This is a genomic window from Streptomyces spororaveus, from assembly GCF_016755875.1.
GTDB lineage: Bacteria > Actinomycetota > Actinomycetes > Streptomycetales > Streptomycetaceae > Streptomyces > Streptomyces spororaveus.
This window is the reverse complement of the sequence record NZ_BNED01000005.1, coordinates 233,760-249,839: the sequence shown is the minus strand read 5'-3', so window position 1 is coordinate 249,839 and position 16,080 is coordinate 233,760. Positions and strand designations below refer to the sequence as shown.

Annotated in this window: 13 protein-coding genes; 7 read left to right on the top strand and 6 right to left on the bottom strand. The window is 72.4% G+C overall.

What is annotated here, in order from left to right; genetic code table 11:
- Positions 1-230: 230 nt before the first annotated feature.
- Together Sspor_RS03715 and Sspor_RS03710 are read right to left on the bottom strand one after the other, a co-directional pair.
- Positions 231-884: a class I SAM-dependent methyltransferase gene (locus Sspor_RS03715; protein ID WP_202197736.1), complete on the bottom strand. Its 654-nt coding sequence runs from the start codon at positions 882-884 to the stop codon at positions 231-233.
- A 58-nt stretch (positions 885-942) separates the two neighbouring features.
- Positions 943-2,457, bottom strand: a complete 1,515-nt coding sequence (locus Sspor_RS03710; RefSeq protein ID WP_202197735.1) for an IucA/IucC family protein — start codon at positions 2,455-2,457, stop codon at positions 943-945.
- Positions 2,458-2,565: 108 nt separating this feature from the next.
- On the opposite strand from Sspor_RS03710, the gene Sspor_RS03705 reads away from it, so the two are divergent.
- Positions 2,566-4,143, top strand: coding sequence for an IucA/IucC family protein (locus tag Sspor_RS03705; RefSeq protein ID WP_202197734.1), 1,578 nt, complete (start codon positions 2,566-2,568; stop codon positions 4,141-4,143).
- A gap of 62 nt (positions 4,144-4,205) precedes the next feature.
- On the opposite strand, the gene Sspor_RS03700 is transcribed toward Sspor_RS03705, so the two are convergent.
- The gene (locus Sspor_RS03700) at positions 4,206-4,406 is read right to left on the bottom strand and encodes a hypothetical protein (protein ID WP_202197733.1); all 201 of its coding nucleotides are present in this window, start codon (positions 4,404-4,406) and stop codon (positions 4,206-4,208) included.
- 141 nt (positions 4,407-4,547) lie between these two features.
- Here Sspor_RS03700 and Sspor_RS03695 point away from each other — a divergent pair, with 141 nt between their 5' ends.
- From Sspor_RS03695 to Sspor_RS03685, 3 genes are all read left to right on the top strand, one after another.
- Positions 4,548-7,385 (top strand): ATP-binding SpoIIE family protein phosphatase, encoded by a 2,838-nt coding sequence (locus Sspor_RS03695; RefSeq protein ID WP_237403647.1) that lies wholly within the window; start codon positions 4,548-4,550, stop codon positions 7,383-7,385.
- 204 nt (positions 7,386-7,589) lie between these two features.
- Positions 7,590-8,093, top strand: coding sequence for a GNAT family N-acetyltransferase (locus Sspor_RS03690; RefSeq protein ID WP_202197732.1), 504 nt, complete (start codon positions 7,590-7,592; stop codon positions 8,091-8,093).
- Positions 8,094-8,885: 792 nt separating this feature from the next.
- Positions 8,886-9,719, top strand: a complete 834-nt coding sequence (locus tag Sspor_RS03685) for a PIG-L family deacetylase (protein WP_202197731.1) — start codon at positions 8,886-8,888, stop codon at positions 9,717-9,719.
- 59 nt (positions 9,720-9,778) lie between these two features.
- Here the strand turns inward: Sspor_RS03685 and Sspor_RS03680 are convergent, their stop codons facing one another.
- The 3 genes from Sspor_RS03680 to Sspor_RS03670 all read right to left on the bottom strand — a co-directional run bounded on the left by Sspor_RS03680 (position 9,779) and on the right by Sspor_RS03670 (position 11,817).
- Entirely contained in the window at positions 9,779-10,648 is an 870-nt protein-coding gene (locus Sspor_RS03680) for an NmrA family NAD(P)-binding protein (protein ID WP_202197730.1), read from the bottom strand.
- A 65-nt stretch (positions 10,649-10,713) separates the two neighbouring features.
- Entirely contained in the window at positions 10,714-11,100 is a 387-nt protein-coding gene (locus Sspor_RS03675) for a hypothetical protein (RefSeq protein ID WP_308445517.1), read from the bottom strand.
- Between the two features lie 198 nt (positions 11,101-11,298).
- A complete protein-coding gene (locus Sspor_RS03670; RefSeq protein ID WP_202197728.1) occupies positions 11,299-11,817 on the bottom strand; it encodes a MarR family winged helix-turn-helix transcriptional regulator in 519 nt (172 codons plus the stop codon).
- A 261-nt stretch (positions 11,818-12,078) separates the two neighbouring features.
- On the opposite strand from Sspor_RS03670, the gene Sspor_RS03665 reads away from it, so the two are divergent.
- From Sspor_RS03665 to Sspor_RS03655, 3 genes are all read left to right on the top strand, one after another.
- A complete protein-coding gene (locus tag Sspor_RS03665; RefSeq protein WP_202197727.1) occupies positions 12,079-12,849 on the top strand; it encodes a GntR family transcriptional regulator in 771 nt (256 codons plus the stop codon).
- A 368-nt stretch (positions 12,850-13,217) separates the two neighbouring features.
- Complete coding sequence (locus Sspor_RS03660; RefSeq protein ID WP_202197726.1) at positions 13,218-14,279, top strand: quaternary amine ABC transporter ATP-binding protein; 1,062 nt, start codon at positions 13,218-13,220, stop codon at positions 14,277-14,279.
- Positions 14,279-16,072 (top strand): ABC transporter permease/substrate binding protein, encoded by a 1,794-nt coding sequence (locus Sspor_RS03655; RefSeq protein ID WP_202197725.1) that lies wholly within the window; start codon positions 14,279-14,281, stop codon positions 16,070-16,072. Before Sspor_RS03660 ends, Sspor_RS03655 begins: the two co-directional genes overlap by 1 nt.
- Positions 16,073-16,080: the final 8 nt, after the last annotated feature.

The following is a 16,080-nucleotide window of genomic DNA, read 5'->3' as shown; positions in this document are numbered from 1 at the left end:
TGGTCCGCGTAGGCCCGGTGGAGCAGGGCGGTCGGCTCCTCCACCGAGTCGCCGTCCTGGAAACCCCGCAGGCCGAAGCCGCCCGCCCCCGCCCCCGGCTCCGCATCCCGTCCAGGCCCGGGGCCGGGTCCCGGTCCGGTCCCCGGTCCCGCTGCCGTCGCGTCGTCGATGCTCATGGCGGCGGTCAACAGCACACACGGAGCGGCCCCCGGCGACGGGTCTCCGGCGGACTACGACGTGCGCGCCAGCAGGAAGCCGTGACGCGACTTCTCGTCGGGGCCCGCCTCCCGGACCAGCCGGGCCACCTCCGCCAGTCCGGCCCCGGCCAGCAGGCCGGCGATCAGCTCGGGCGGTGTCCGGTACACGTCGAGGTCGACCGCGTGCCCGTACGCGTGGTCGAGCCGGAACAGCTCGTCGCCCGCCATGAAGGCGATCAGCAGGTGGCCGCCCGGCGCCAGGACCCGGGCGAACTCCGCAAACAGCGCGGGCAGCTCCGAGGGAGGTGTGTGCACGGTGGAGTACCAGGCCAGCACCCCGCCGAGGACCCCGTCGGCCACGTCCAGGGTCGCCATCGACCCCACTTCGAACCGCAGCCCCGGATACGTCCGGCGGGCCACCGCCACCATCGCCGGGGACAGGTCGACGCCGAAGGCCCTTACGCCGAGCCCGTTCAGATGCGCCGTCACCCGGCCCGGGCCGCAGCCCAGGTCGGCCACCGCCCGGCCCCCGCCGCCCGAGTCCTCGCGCACGTATTCGGCGAAGGCCGCCAACATGGCGCGATCCAGCGGCTTTCCGTCCAGTTCCGTGCTGAACAGCCGCGCGTAGTCGACGGCGACGGCGTCGTAGGACGCCCGTACGGAGCTGAGGTACGAGGTCTCTGTCATGCCCCTGAACAGTAGTGTCCGAAGCCCCTCCGAGGGGAAACCGGCCGAGTGCTCCCGCTCACCCCCCGACCAGCGGATTGGGCAATTCCGCCCACTGATCGCCCGGAACCCCGGGACTCAGCCGCATCAGGGTGAGCGCCTTGGTGGGCAGCGGCGCGGTCAGCAGCGCCGCGGTGTCCGCGGTGGCCGGCAGGGCGGCCGCCTCCGCGAGCGCCTCGGCGAAGGCCCCGGCCGAGCCCGCCGTGGCCCCGAGCGCCCCCGTCAGCAGGGACCCGAACAGCTTGCGCCGCAGCACGCTCACGTCGTCCGTGACCAGCCTGCCGGACAGGGGCGGCACCGGCAGGCCGTGCCGGGCCAGCCGGGCCGGGCTGATCCGGATGTCAGCCAGGTCGCGGTAGACCAGCCGCAGCGGGGCGCCGGTGGCGGAGAGCACGACCAGGAGGTTCTGACCGTGGGCCTCCAGTGCCACCCCGAGCTCCAGCACCCGCAGGCACACCGAGAGCGCGAGCCGCGCGAACCCGGCCCGCCAGGCCGCCGAACGCGCCGGCCCGAAGGAGGCCAGGGCCGCCACCGGCAGCACCCGCTCCCCGGCGGCGGTGTCCGCGTACACCTCGGGCGGCTCGCGCAGCACCGCCGCCAGGTCCGGACTGTGCGCGGTCGTGGCGCCCAGCGTACGGGTGATGTGCAGCCGGCCGTCGAGCCGCTCGGACAGGCCCTGGGCGAAGGCCGACACGGCCGCCGCCGTCTCGATGGAGTAGACCGAGATGTCCCGCACGGACGAGGTCAGCCGGGCGCTCAGCGCGGTCTTCACGTGCGCCCCGCCGTCGACGGGGGCCAGGGTGCGCAGGGCCATCAGCGGATGCGCCGCGAAACCGGGCCGCACCCGCTCGTGCTTCAGGACGTGCGCCGCCTGCCACGGGTGCACCGGGACCAGGATCCGCCCCGCGTCCCGCAGCCCCTCCGGCCAGTCGCCGGTCACCAGGCACTCCTCAGCCCGCACGGCGACCAGCCCGAGCTCCACCACCGGGCGGTGCTCGGGCGCGTACGCCAGCTGCTCGGCCACCGAGAAACCGGGCCGGGAACGGCAGTTCGGGTGGTAGGGATGCCCGTCGACCACCCGCTGCTCCCACTCCCAGGTGGTCCGCGGGGCCCGGTCCTCCCCGGTGGGCGGCTGACCGGCCCGGGAGAGCGCGAGGGAGGCCGTACCGGCGTCCAGCTCGGCGGCGAACTGCTCCCCGTGCGGCACGCCGAGGGCCGTCACCAGCCGCGCGGCCTGCCGGTAGGGCCTGCCGTCGAGCAGCAGCTCGCTCACGTACGCGTCGGTCGCGTACGGATCCGGCAGCGGGCCCTCCAGTCTGGCGCCCCCGGCCAGCAGCAGGGCCAGGCCGCCGGGCGCGTGCTCACGGCCCACGACCCAGGGCAGCGGTTCGAAGGCCAGGGCCCGCCACAGCCGGGTCAGCACGGCCGCCCGGGCCCCGTCGAGCGCGGCGCCGTACGAGGGCCCGAGTGACGGGCGTACGTCGGCCAGTTCGGCGGCGAAGGCCTCTTCGGCCGGGGAGGGGGAAGGATGCATGCTGAGGCTCCGGCATCGGAATATCGCTTTTCGGGATGATCAAGTAATGATTGCGGATACTGAAGATCACGGCTGGTGGTTGCGCCCTGCGAACCTCCGGCGCACCGGATGGACCGAATGGAACCAGTGGACCTCAACGCCGCCGCCGACGCGTACGCCGCCGCCCCCCTCCTGAACTGCCTGCTCAGAGAGGCGGCCGAACCCGCCGAGGGGCACGACGCGGGCACGGCGGAAGACGTACGCGTCCACCGGCTGCGCGGCAGCGGGCGGCTGCTCCGGGTGCGCGGCGGGCGCCGGCCCCAACGCCCCGAGCTGCGCACGGCACACGGCTGGCACCCGCTCAGCCACACCGAACTGGCCAAACTCGTCTCCGACGAACTGGGCCGGTACACCGGCGTCCCCAACGACGAGCTCCCCGTCGAGATCACCGACAGCCGCGACGCGATCGCCGCGCTGCTGGCCGCGCGCGCCGTCGCCGAGCCCCCGGCGGACCCGTACCTCCTCTCCGAGCAGTCCCTGGTGATGGGCCACCCGCACCACCCCGCCCCCAAAGCCCGCGGCGGGGCGCCGGCCGGGAGCTGGCTGCCGTACGCGCCCGAGGCCCACGCCCGGTTCCCGCTGGTCTTCCTGGGGCTGCGCGAGGACCAGAGCACCGAGGAGGGCGGCCCGGCCGCCTCCGCCGCGATCGACGCCCTCGCCGACCTCCTCGACGGGCCGCGCCCGCCCGCCGGATACCGGCTGCTGCCCGCCCACCCCTGGCAGCTCGACCTGGTCGGCGAGGGGCCCGCGGTGCGCGAGGCCTTCGCCGACGGGCGGCTGGTGCGGCTCGGCGCGAGCCGGCGGCCGGCCTGGCCGACCGCCTCGATCCGGACCCTGTACGTACCGGACCCGGCGGCCGACCTCTTCGTGAAGTTCAGCCTCGACGTCCGGATCACCAACGACGTGCGCCGCCTGTGGCGCCACGACCTGCTGAAGCTGCGCCGCACCGACGCGGCCGTCGAGGCCGGCTTCGCCGCCCTGCGCCGGACCGGCTCGGCCGCCGCCTGGCTCCCCGACCGCGGCTACCGCACCGCCGCCTTCGCCTTCGAGGAGCTCGCCGTCCTGGTCCGGGACGGCCTGCACGCGCACACCGTCCCCGGGGCCACGCCGCTGCTGGCCGCCGCGCTCGCCGAGGGCTACCCCGGGAACCCCCCGGCCGGGACCACGGACCCGCTCCACTGGTGGCGGGCGTACCTGCGCCAGGTGGTGCCGCCCGTGCTGGAACTGTTCGCCCGGCACGGCATCGTCCTGGAGGCCCACCTCCAGAACACGCTGGTCGCCGTCGACGCGGACGGCATGCCGGTGCAGGCCCTCTTCCGGGACGCGGAGGGAGTCAAACTGGCGGCGGACCTGCCGCGGGCGGACGCGTGGCAGCGCCTGGTCTACTGCCTGGTCGTCAACAACCTGACGGAGATCGCGGGGGCACTGGCCGGACGGCATCCGGACCTCGCTGCGCACCTGTGGCCGGCCGCCCGCGAGGAGTTCCTGCGCTACGAGGCGACCCGCGGGCTCCCCGAGATCGCGGATCTGCTCGCCGCCCCGACCCTGCCGGGCAAGACCAACCTGCTGCTGCGCTGGACCCGCGCGGACGGCGCGGACGCCCGCTACCTCCCCCTGCCGAACCCACTGCGCGGACAACACTCGTAGGCCGTCTCTTTCGGACCTTGCCAGGCCAAGATCCGAAAGAGACGGCCTGGGCCGTGCCCGCGTCAGCGGGTGCTGCTGATCAGGACGGCCAGTACCACGCAGCAAAGGGTCAGGGTGCCGCCGAAGGCGATGCCGCCGCGAGCGAGTGCCGTGGGGAGCGAGGCACCGTCCCACCGGGTGAGCGAGACGGCCATCAGCGCGACGATCAAGGAGAGCAGTACGGCGGTCGCAAGGCAGACCAGGACTGTGGGGCTGACGGTCACGAGGGCACCTCGATCGTGCGGCAGGAGGAGTCGGGCAGCGGGATCGAGGATCTCCATGCGGAAGGGCGGCGGGAAGCGATTGGATGTTGTCCGCCGCACAACGCGGGGTTGTCCGGCGCACAACGTCGGCGAGGGGGCCGGGTGGGCACGGGGAAACGGCCGGGGCGCCCCTGGGCGCCGGCACGGGGCGCGAACCAGGAGACGAACGACCTGGTGGGCATGGTCCGGGGCTGGCTCGACGACGCTACGGTCTCGGTGGCACAGCTGCACCGGCTGCTGACCCCGGAGCACTTCATGGCGGGCAGGGTTCCCGCATTGCGCAAACTGCGTGAGCAGCTGGCCGGCGAGAGCCTGCAGTGGGACCTGGTCGAGGCGGTGGCCGACCTCTGCCTCACGTCCGGGAAGGCCACCGCCGACACGGAAGACCTCGACCTGGCCCGGCGGCTGTGGCGCCAGGCCAACGAGGCGCCCACGCCCGTCGGCAGTGCGAACCCGGACACCGTTCCCGCCCGCGCGCTGCTGGAAGCCCAGGAGCGCACGATCCGCGCGTACGAGGACATGGACCGGGCCCGGCGCGCCTACATCAACAGCGAGCAGGGCAGGCAGCAGGCCCTGCAGATCGCGGTCTACCTGTTCGGGATGCTGGGGCAGGCCAACGCGAAGACCGCCGAGCTGAGGCGTCGCGTCGACGCCCTGCAGGCCGGCCCACAAGGACGCGGAGAACTCGATTCGGCCCGCCGCCGTCTGGCGAGGGCCGAAGAGCAGGAGACGAGGCTACGCGGTGAGCTGGCCCGAGCCCAGCAGGAACGGGACACCGCGCAGCAGGTCGCCGACCTCGCTGCCCGGCGCGTCACCGATCTGGAAGGCCGGCTCCAACGCCTCGCGCAGGCCCACCCGCTGGGGATCACCCCGAACGGGGAGACTCTCGACATGCACCTGCCCGTACCCACGGCCTCGGCCCCCGACCGCGAACTGGACGAGGTGGACGAGGCGCTCCACCGGGTCGGTGCGGCCCTCGACCGTGAACACGAAACCATCCTGGACGCGGCCGACGAGCTCGGCTGGCGTGCACGGGTGCCGGGCACCCTCCAGGGCGAACTGGTCCGCACCGACAGCGCAGCCGCTGGTGGGACGGCATTGTTCGGCACAACCCCGGACAACTCGTCCGCCGGCGACGACGAGCCGGCCCAGGGCCGGATCGGCCACCAACGGGCACAAGACCGTCTGCGGTTCCTGGGAGCCGCCAGCACACAGATCGCCCGCGGCATGGACGTGGACGAGATCGTGGTGGGACTGTGCCGGGCCACTGTGCCGACCTTCGCCGACGCGATCCTCGTCTACATGGGTGACCCGCTGCCCGTCGGAGACGAACGTCGCGAGGGCCCCGCCGTCTTCCGGCTGCTCCGCCGCGACCAGCTCCGCCCACTGGACCAGATCCCCGCCGAACCGACGGGCCCCCACCGAGCGGGCACGAACGACAAGCACGTGCGCAGCAGCCTCCTCCGAGGCCCGCACGGCGGTCTGAGCATCCCCGAACTCTGCACGGTCGCCCTGGACGGGCCCCTGGCAGACCTGTTACGGCAGGTACGCCCGGCCGTCGGATCGGCTCCGGGCGCAGCGGCGGCCCTCCATGAACTGCTCGCCGTCGACACCGACGCGCTGGCCGACGAATGGGTACTCATCGCGCCGTTACGCGGACGCCGGAGGATCATCGGAGTCGCCGTTCTCCTCCGCGACGCCGATCGTCCCGCCTTCACCCCGGAAGACCTCGTCATCGCGGCCCAGCTGGCCAGCCAGACCGCTCTGGGCCTCGACAAGGCGGTCCTGTACGGGCGTGAGGCGTACATCGCCGACGAGCTGCAGCGCACGATGCTGCCCGCCGGCCTGCCCCAGCCCACCGGGGTCCGGCTGGCCTCGCGCTATCTGCCCGCTGCCGAGGCCGCGCGGGTCGGCGGCGACTGGTACGACGCCATCCCCCTGCCCGGCAGCAGAGTCGCCCTCGTGATCGGCGATGTCATGGGCCACTCGATCACATCGGCCGCGATCATGGGTCAGCTGCAGACCACCGCCCGGATCCTCCTCCAGCTCGACCTGCCGCCCGCCGAGGTTCTGCACCACCTGGACGAACAGGCCCAGCGGCTTGGCGCCGACCGGATAGCCACCTGCCTGTACGCCGTCTACGACCCGGTCGCGCACCGGATCACCGTCGCCAACGCCGGCCATCCGCCGCCGATCCTGCTGCACTCCGACGGCCGTGCCGAGGTGGTGCGCGTGCCACCGGGCGCGCCGATCGGCGTGGGGAGTGTGGAATTCGAGGCGGTGGAGCTGGAGGCACCGGTCGGGGCGACGCTGCTGCTCTACACGGACGGTCTGGTCGAATCCCGGCTGCGGGACGTGTGGGTCGGCATCGAGCAGTTGCGGGAGCGGCTCGCGACCACCGCCGAACTGCTGGGTCCGGACGGCCCGCCACCGCTGGAGGCTCTGTGCGACGACGTCCTGGACGTGCTCGTGCCCGGCGGCCGGGACGACGACATCGCGTTGCTGGCCGCCCGATTCGACGGGATCGAGCCCAGTGACGTCGCGTACTGGATCCTGGACGCCGAGGACACCGCTCCGGGCCGTGCCCGCAACTTCGCCCGGAAGACGCTGACGAGGTGGGGCCTGGAGGACCCCGAAGACAGACTCGCCCTGCTGGTCAGCGAGGTGGTGACCAATGCGGTCCGGTACGCGGAGCGGCCGGTGGTCCTGCGGTTGCTGCGCCTGGACGTGCTGCGCTGCGAGGTCGGCGACGACTCCCCGCGGCTGCCCCGCCAGCGCCGGGCCCGGGAGACCGACGAGGGCGGGCGCGGCCTGTTCCTGGTCAACCGGCTGTCACAGCGTTGGGGTGCCACCCGGAACAGCAGCGGCAAGGTCGTCTGGTTCGAACTGGCCCTCCCCGAACAGAGCGCGACGGGGATCGAGACGATGGACTGCCCTTAGGAAATCAGGTGCTGCAGTTGGTGATGACGACAGGAGGGGCGCGTGCACGTTTGCCCAGAGCTGGGCTTCTTGCAGGCAGGGCAGGGATAGTCCGGGTCGTGGGGTGCGAGGCGGAGGGCCCCGGGCCGGGGGCCGACCTGGCCTGGAGGTATGCGGGGAAAATCCAAGGGAGCGGACGGCCGCGCGCTGCTACGGTCGGGCGTTATGAGCTGGCTCCCCGATGACTTCGTCCATCCCGTCCTGATACCGCTGCCGGGCAGTGGTCATCACCTGCGGCCGATCCGGGAGGCGGACACCCCGCTCGACTATCCGGCTGTGATGGGTTCGCGCGAGCGGCTGTGGACCATCTTCGGCCCAGCCTGGGGCTGGCCCGCGGCCACCATGACCTACGAGGCCGACCAGGCCGACCTGTTGCGGCACGAGAAGGAGATCGCCGCACACCAGTCTTTCAACTACGCGCTGTTCGACGCGGCGGAGACAGCTCTGCTCGGCTGCGTCTACATCGACCCGCCGGAGAAGGCCGGCGCGGACGTCGAGATCTCCTGGTGGGTGGTGGACGAGCTGGTGGACAGCAAGGTCGAGCAGGCCCTCGACGAGCTGGTGCCGCAGTGGATCGCCGCCGACTGGCCGTTCGAGCAGCCGCGCTTCCTCGGCCGGGAGATCTCCTGGTCGGACTGGCTCGCCCTGCCGGAGCACCCCGACGCGTAAGTAGCTTTTGTCGTAATGCTCTGGGGGCTCGGTGCTCGAACGGCTGTCTCGATCGGGTGGTCGTCGGGTGCTCGGCGCATCCGAGGAGGGCCTCCTGAACAGCTCGCTGGTGTCGAACCACCGAGCATCAGGAGGCCTCGCGGGTCGACCCGCCGCGGCGTCATAGCCCTCGTCTTGGACGGCGACACGGTCACCGAACGCTTCGTACACCGTGAAGTGCAGGTCGCCATGCCGCGCTCCCCGATCCGGTATCCCCCGGGCCGGGGCAGCCGGGCGTTCCCTTGTAGGGCAAGGAGTGTGGGCACCAGGTAGGACGACGCGCGGATCCGTGCGGCCGGGGACGGGCCGAGTTCCGCGGGCACGACGTCCGCGCGCACCGCCGTTTTGCGGTCGGCTACAGGGTTCTTGCCGGTACCCCGGATCCGGGTAGGTCTCCGTCGAGGCTTTCGCACGGACGATTTCCGGCCCGCCGGACGCCGTTACCGCGAAGGTGCCGAAGAAAGGGGCCCGAAGGCCAGAACCCGGTTCCCTGCCGGTACAGCACCCGCCGCTTCCTTGCCCGCACGCTCTCCGCGGCCGGCCTTCGGGGGAGGGGGTGGTGCCGTCGCCCGCGAAAGCCGGGCAGCCGCGCGGGAACAGCCGGTCCCGTCGGCGTCGTTGCACCGAACGGGAGGTCAGGCGCCGCGGGGGTGGGAAAGAGGACATCCGCCCGGGCGGGATCCGGCCTCCCGGGATCGCGGAAGACCTGCCGCGAACGCCGACCGACACATGTCTCCGCAGGAGGACTCCTTCATGACTGACCGGCCCCTGACCCTCATGGCAGTGCATGCCCACCCCGACGACGAAGCCACCGGAACCGGAGGCGTTCTCGCACGGTACGCGGCAGAGGGCATCCGCACGGTCCTCGTGACATGTACCGACGGCGGTTGCGGTGACGGGCCGGGAGGCGTCAAGCCGGGTGATCCCGGGCACGATCCGGCGGCCGTCGCCTCGATGCGCCGACAGGAACTGGAGGCGAGCTGTGACGTCCTGGGTGTCAGTGATCTGGAGATGCTGGACTATGCCGACTCCGGGATGATGGGCTGGCCGAGCAACGACGCCCCTGGGTCCTTCTGGAGGACCCCCGTGGAGGAAGGCGCTGCCCGGCTCGCGGCCCTCATGCGGCACTACCGGCCCGATGTGGTCGTCACCTATGACGAGAACGGCTTCTACGGCCACCCCGACCACATCCAGGCCCACCGCATCACGATGGCGGCACTGGAGATGACCGCGCTGACGCCGAAGGTCTACTGGACGACGATGCCGCGCTCGGCGATGGAGCGGTTCGGCAAGATCATGCACGAGTTCCATGAGGACATGCCGGAGCAGGATCCCGCCGAAGCCGCCGCGCTGGCCGAGATCGGCCTCCCCGACGACGAGATCAGCACGTGGGTGGACACCACCGCATTCAGCGGTCAGAAGTTCGACGCGCTGGCCGCACATGCCAGTCAGGGCGAGAACATCGTCTTCCTCAGGATGGGAAAGGAGAGGTTCGGTGAGCTGATGGGCGTGGAGACCTTCGTCCGTGTCCAGGACGCCACCGGAGCGGCCGTGCCCGAGAACGATCTCTTCTCCGGCCTGCGCTGATCCGGCCGCCCGTCCGGCCGGGGCCTTGACCCCGTGGCATTCCGCCCCGCCCCGGCGTCCTATCCGCGGAAGTGGGCCTGGTGCTCGTGGAGGAAGGCGTCGAGTGTGCGGGGCGGGCGGCCGAGGACGTCGGTGACCGCGGTGGTCGGGGTCTCGGGCCGCGTGACGGCGAGTCGCTGGATCTCCGTCACGTGGTCGGCGAGCCAGGCGGGCATGCGGGCGTCGCGGACGAGCCGGTCGCGCAGTTCCTCCGGCGTGAGGTGGACGTAACGGATCGGACGGCCGGTCAGGGCGGTCAGCCGGGAGGCGAGATCGGGGTATGAGACGGCTTCGGGTCCGGTCAGCGTGTGGACGCCGCCGGCGACGTCCGGCCTGGTGAGGGCGGCGGCGGCGACGTCGCCGATGTCGCGGCAATCGATGTGGTTGAGGGGCGCGTCGCCCGTCGTCCCGAGGATGACGCCCTGGGCGACGACGCCGGGAGCCAGGCGCAGGAGGTTCTGTGTGAACGCGTAGGGGCGCAGGACGGTGTGGGTGATGCCGACGGCGCGCAGGTGTTCCTCGACGGCGTGGTGTCCGCGCGAGACGGCGACCGGGGAGTCGGGTTCGGCGGCGGGCGCGGAGATCTTGACGATGTGTCGGATGCCGGTGTGGGCGGCGATGTCGATCACGCGGGTTTCGAGCTCGACCTGTGCGGGGCTGTTGGCCATGGCGAGGAAGAGCTGGTCGGCGCCCCTGAAGGCGGTGCGCAGCGAGTGGGGGTCGGTGGCGTCGGCGTACCGCACCTCGACGAGCGGGCGGTGCGTGCCGGTCGTGCCGGGAATCGGCGTGTGCGGGGTGCGGGTCAGCGCGCGGACGGATGTGCCGCGTGCGAGGAGGCTGTGGAGCAGCGCGTTCCCGGTGGCTCCGGTCGCTCCCATGACAACGATCATCGTGTGCTCATTCCTTGGTGATGTCCCGGCGACGGGTGGTGCCGGGGGTCGGGGGTCGGGGCGGGCTATGACGCGGTGGTGCCGCGCCAGCGCAGGGTGACGATGGTGGTGGCGAGGGCCGCGGAGACGGGCAGGTCCACGCGCAGGCGCTCCAGCCACAGGGAGGCGGGGACCGGCGTGTGCGCGGGCAGCCACTGGGCGGCGAACCATCCCAGCAGGGCCGCCGCGCCGACGGTGGTGATCACGAGCGCGCCGGTCAGGACGCCGCGCGGCGTGGTGAGGGTCCACCCTCGAGGCCGCCCGCCGCGCCGCAGCCAGGTGCCGACCAGGTACGCCACCACGGCGGAGGTGCCGGCGATGGAGGTGCAGGCGGCCACCGCCAGATCCCGCTGCCCGGTGACGAGGCCGGCCGTACCGGCCGTCAGCGCGGGTGCGGCGTAGGCGGTCAGCACCTCGCGCCACAAGGTGAACGGCCGTGACGGCCGTGACGGCCGGGGGACTGCTCGGTTTCGGCCGGTTCTGTCCTTCGTCGCGGGCATGCTGACCTCTTTCTCGGGTGTATGAGGGAAAGCGATGTAATTAGGCAGCTAACTATGTGGGTGTAAAAAAGGCCCCACCGGTGGAGCGGGGCCGAACGGCCGAGGGTCGGGTCAGTCCGCGGCCAGGGCCGTGCTGCCCCGCACGACGCGGGCGAGCAGGTCGAGGAACACCGCGCGCTCCTCGACGGAGAGCCCGCCCACCATCGCCTCCAGCCGCCCGAAATGCTCGGGGGCCATCTCGCGCAGGCGCTGCGCCCCGCGTGCGGTCAGGACGGCCACCGTGCCCCGGCCGTCCTCCGTCGACGGGCGGCGGGCGATCAGCCCCTCGCGCTCCAGGCCGTCCAGCAGGCCGGTGACCGTGGCCCGGGATACGCCGAGGTCGTCCGCGAGGTGTGAAGGGGATTTCTCCCCGCCGTGGTCTTCGAGGTCGGCGAGCAGGCGGTAGCGCCCCGTCGACAGGCCGAACCTGGCGAAATGCGCCTCGGCCGCCCGCCCGACCCGCGCGCCCGCCGAGATCAGCCGGACCGCGACCAGTACCGCTTGCGGGTCGACTTCCAGGCCGTAGTGCTCGACCTGCCGTCTGGCCTGGTCGAGTGTGGGCGCTTCGCCGTCGATGCCGTCCCTCGTCATGGAAGTAATATGGCGGCTAACCACTTGGGCTGTCAAGGATCCGGCAAGGATCCGCCAGGGCTCTCTCGGGGATCTCCGGTGGGCCCGGTCCGCGGGGAGGGCGGTCGCCGCCGGGCCTCCCTGCCGGGGCGCTCGGGCGTGGGTGCGGAATCGGCCAAGCCGGTGCGCGCGCCGCGATCCACCCTCACTGAAAGGTATAGACCAATGCTACGTTGGTCGGGCAGACCGCGCAGTCCTTGACCACCCGTCAGAGGAGAAGTCATGCCCTCCCCTTCGCGGGGTGGCGGCCAGGCCGCCATGCCCAAGTACCAGTGGATCGCCGCAGCGTTGCGCCGCGATCTCGACCGCGCCGCACACACCCCCGGTGGCAGACTGCCCTCCGAGCGCAGTCTCGCCGCCCGGTACCAGGTCAACCGGCAGACCATCAGGGCGGCCCTCCAGCACCTGCGCCAGGACGGCCTGGTCGTCACCGGCCGCCGCGGCACCCGCCCGGCCGTCCCGGGGAATCCGCCTGCCGCGCCTGCCACGCCCGCCCCGCCCCCCGGGAACGCCGCCCGGACCCGGAGCTGGATCACTCTCGTCACCGTCCCGCCCTCGCTCGCCGCACTGCTCGGCATGGCCGGCGGGGACCGCACCCTGGTGCATCACCACCGTGAACGCGGTCCGGGCGGGGAGGCCCTGCGGCACGCCGTCACCTACTTCAGCCCCGGGGTCGTCGAGCGGAGCCCCGAACTGACGGCCTTCCGGAACCGGGCGGGGGCGACGACCGCCCGCGAACAGGACCTCACCCCCCTGCATCGCTGGCTCGACCGCGCAGCCGCGGCCGGGCGGGTCGCCGAGACCCTCACCATGACCCGCGTCACCCACCCGCCGGCCACCGCCCCGGCCTGCGGGCTGACCGTGCGCCGCACCCTGCACGACACCTCCGGCCGGCTGCTCGCCGTCACCGACCTGGCCTTCCCGACATGGGACCGGCTCACCTTCCACCGCGACCGCCGTGACCACGCGACCACCGGCTTCCGCATCACGTAACTGCCGGACGCGCGCTGTGGCCTCGGCCACACCCCGGGCGGCAGCGCACCGGGCCCGGCGGCCGCATCGGTCGCCGGGCTCCCGCCCCAACTCCCCTCCAGGGGGCGGGCGTACCCGGTCACGGCCACCCGCGGCCGCCCGGCCCGGGGTGTGCGGATCCGCGTACGGCGCCCCCGCGACCCACACGTGAGGAGGGTCACCCCGGCGTTTGCTCAGGTGAATGCAGGGCATCGGCGCTGCTGGAGCGGAACCACGCCCTCCGGCCGTTCGTGCCGGAGGGCGCGGCGCACGCGGGCCGATCCCGTCCCGCTCCACGGCCCGCCGGTCCGCCGGCGCGCGCCGTACTTGGTACGACCCGTGAGGTGTATGTGTCCACGCTCCAGGCCGAGCACGTCTACAAGGTGTTCGGGAGGCGCCCCGCCGACAGCGCAGCCGCCGTCCGCGCACTCGAAGGCGGTGCAGGCCGCGAGGAGTTGCGCGCCGACGGGACCACCGCTGCCGTGATCGACGCCTCCTTCGACGTCCAGCCGGGCCAGATCTTCGTCGTCATGGGGCTGTCGGGATCGGGCAAGTCCACGCTGCTGCGCATGCTGAACGGGCTGCTCGAACCCACCTCGGGACGCATCCTCTTCGGCGGGCAGGACCTCACGGCCCTGAGCGCGAGTGAGCTGCGCCACGTACGGTCCAAGAAGATCTCCATGGTCTTCCAGCACTTCGCGCTGTTCCCGCACCGCAACGTGCTGGAGAACGCCGGCTACGGCCTTGAGGTGCAGGGCGTGCCCCGCCCCGAGCGCGAGCGGCGCGCCGCCGAGGCCCTGGCCCTGTGCGGACTGGAAGGCTGGGAGAAGTCCTGGCCCGACGAGCTCTCCGGCGGCATGCAGCAGCGGGTCGGCCTCGCCCGGGCCCTGGCCACGGACGCCGAGCTCCTGCTGATGGACGAGTCCTTCAGCGCCCTCGACCCGCTGATCCGCCGCGACATGCAGGACCAGCTCCTGGAGCTCCAGACGCGTCTGAAGAAGACCATCGTCTTCATCACCCACGACCTCAACGAGGCCATGCGCCTCGGTGACGGCATCGCCGTCATGCGCGACGGCCGCATCGTCCAGCAGGGCACGGCCGAGGACATCCTCACCCGCCCCGCCGACGACTACGTCGCCTCGTTCGTCCAGGACGTGGACCGCTCCCGGGTCCTGACGGCCGATGCCGTCATGGACGATCCGGAACCGGACGCCGACGCCTGCGACTGCCCCACCGTCACCGCCGGGACCCCGCTCGCCGACCTGTGCGCGGTCAGCGCCCGGGTCCCGCACGCGGTCGCCGTCACCGGCACGGACGGTGCCGTCATCGGCTCGGTACCCCAGGAGCGCCTCATCGCCTTCATCGGCGACGAACAACGGCCCCCGATGTACTGCGCGGAGGTGGCCGCCTGATGCCCCGCCTGCACCTCGGCGCCTGGGTCGACAGCGGAGTCGACTTCCTCCAGAGCCACCTGTCCTGGCTGTTCGAGGCCATCGGTTCCCTCGTCACCGGCCTCTACGACGGCGTCGACGCCGTCCTCTCCGCCCCCGCCCCGCTGCTCCTCGCGGGCATCCTGGCCGTCGCCGCCTGGTGGCTGCGCGGTCTGCTGGCGGGCCTGCTCGCCTTCGCGGGCTTCGCACTGGTCGACTCCCTCGGCCTGTGGCAGGAGGCCATGTCCACCCTGTCCCTGGTCCTGGTCGCCACGCTCGTCACCCTGGCGTTCGCGATCCCGCTCGGCATCTGGGCCTCCAGATCCGACCGCGTCAGCGCCCTCCTGCGGCCGGTCCTGGACTTCATGCAGACCATGCCGGCCATGGTCTACCTGATCCCCGGCATCATCTTCTTCGGGGTGGGCGTGGTGCCCGGCATCATCGCCACCATCATCTTCTCGCTGCCGCCCGGCGTGCGGATGACCGAGCTCGGCATCCGCCAGGTCGACGGGGAACTGGTCGAGGCCGCCGAGGCCTTCGGCACCAGCCCGCGCGACACCCTCGTACGCGTCCAGCTCCCGCTGGCCCTGCCCACCGTCATGGCCGGCGTCAACCAGGTCATCATGCTGGGCCTGTCCATGGTCGTCATCGCCGGCATGGTCGGCGGCGGCGGACTCGGCGGCGCCGTCTACAAGGCCATCGGCAACGTCGACATCGGCCTCGGTTTCGAGGCGGGCCTGTCCATCGTCGTCCTCGCCATGTACCTGGACCGGATGACCGGGGCGCTCGGCCGCCACGTCTCCCCGATCGGCCGCCGTACGCTCGCCAAGGCGCGGGCCGCCGCCACCGGCGCCGCCAAGCTGTGGAACCACCGCCCCCAGCCCGCGTACGCGATCAGCGGCGCCGTCGTCCTGGCGCTCGTCGCGGGCGGCCTGAACACCTTCGGCGGCTCCACCGCCGAGGAGGGTCCGGCCGGTGCCGCGAACATCGGCAAGGGCCGCACCCTCTCCGTCGGCTACATCCCGTGGGACGAGGGCATCGCCTCCACCTTCCTGTGGAAGGAGCTGCTGGAGCGCCGCGGCTACAAGGTCGACGCCCGCCAGCTGGAGGCCGGAGCCCTGTACACCGGCCTGGCCGGCGGCAAGCTTGACTTCCAGACCGACGCCTGGCTGCCCGTCACCCACGCCCAGTACTGGGAGAAGTACGGGAACAAGCTGGAGGACCTCGGCTCCTGGTACGGCCCCACCTCCCTGGAGCTGTCCGTGCCGTCCTACGTGAAGGACGTGCACTCGCTCGCCGACCTCAAGGGCAAGGCGGACCGGTTCAAGGGCCGGATCATCGGCATCGAGCCGAGCGCCGGCGAGATGTCGATCCTCAAGGACAAGGTGCTCAAGGACTACGGCCTCGACGGCGAGTACGAGGTCGTCGACGGCTCCACGCCCGGCATGCTTGCCGAGCTGAAGCGGGCCTACGAGAAGAAGGAGCCCGTCGCGGTCGTCCTGTGGTCCCCGCACTGGGCCTACTCCTCCTACGAGCTCACCAAGCTGGAGGACCCGCAGGGCGCCTGGGGCAAGGGCGACGGCATCCACACCCTGGCCCGCAAGGGCTTCGCGGAGGACGAGCCGAAGGTCGCCGCATGGCTGAAGTCCTTCAAGCTCACCGAGGAACAGCTGACCGGCCTGGAGGCCAGGATCCAGCAGACCGGGAAGGGCAAGGAGCAGCAGGCGGTCCGCGCCTGGCTCCAGGACCACCCGGAGGCCGACCGGCTCGCCTGACACCGAAG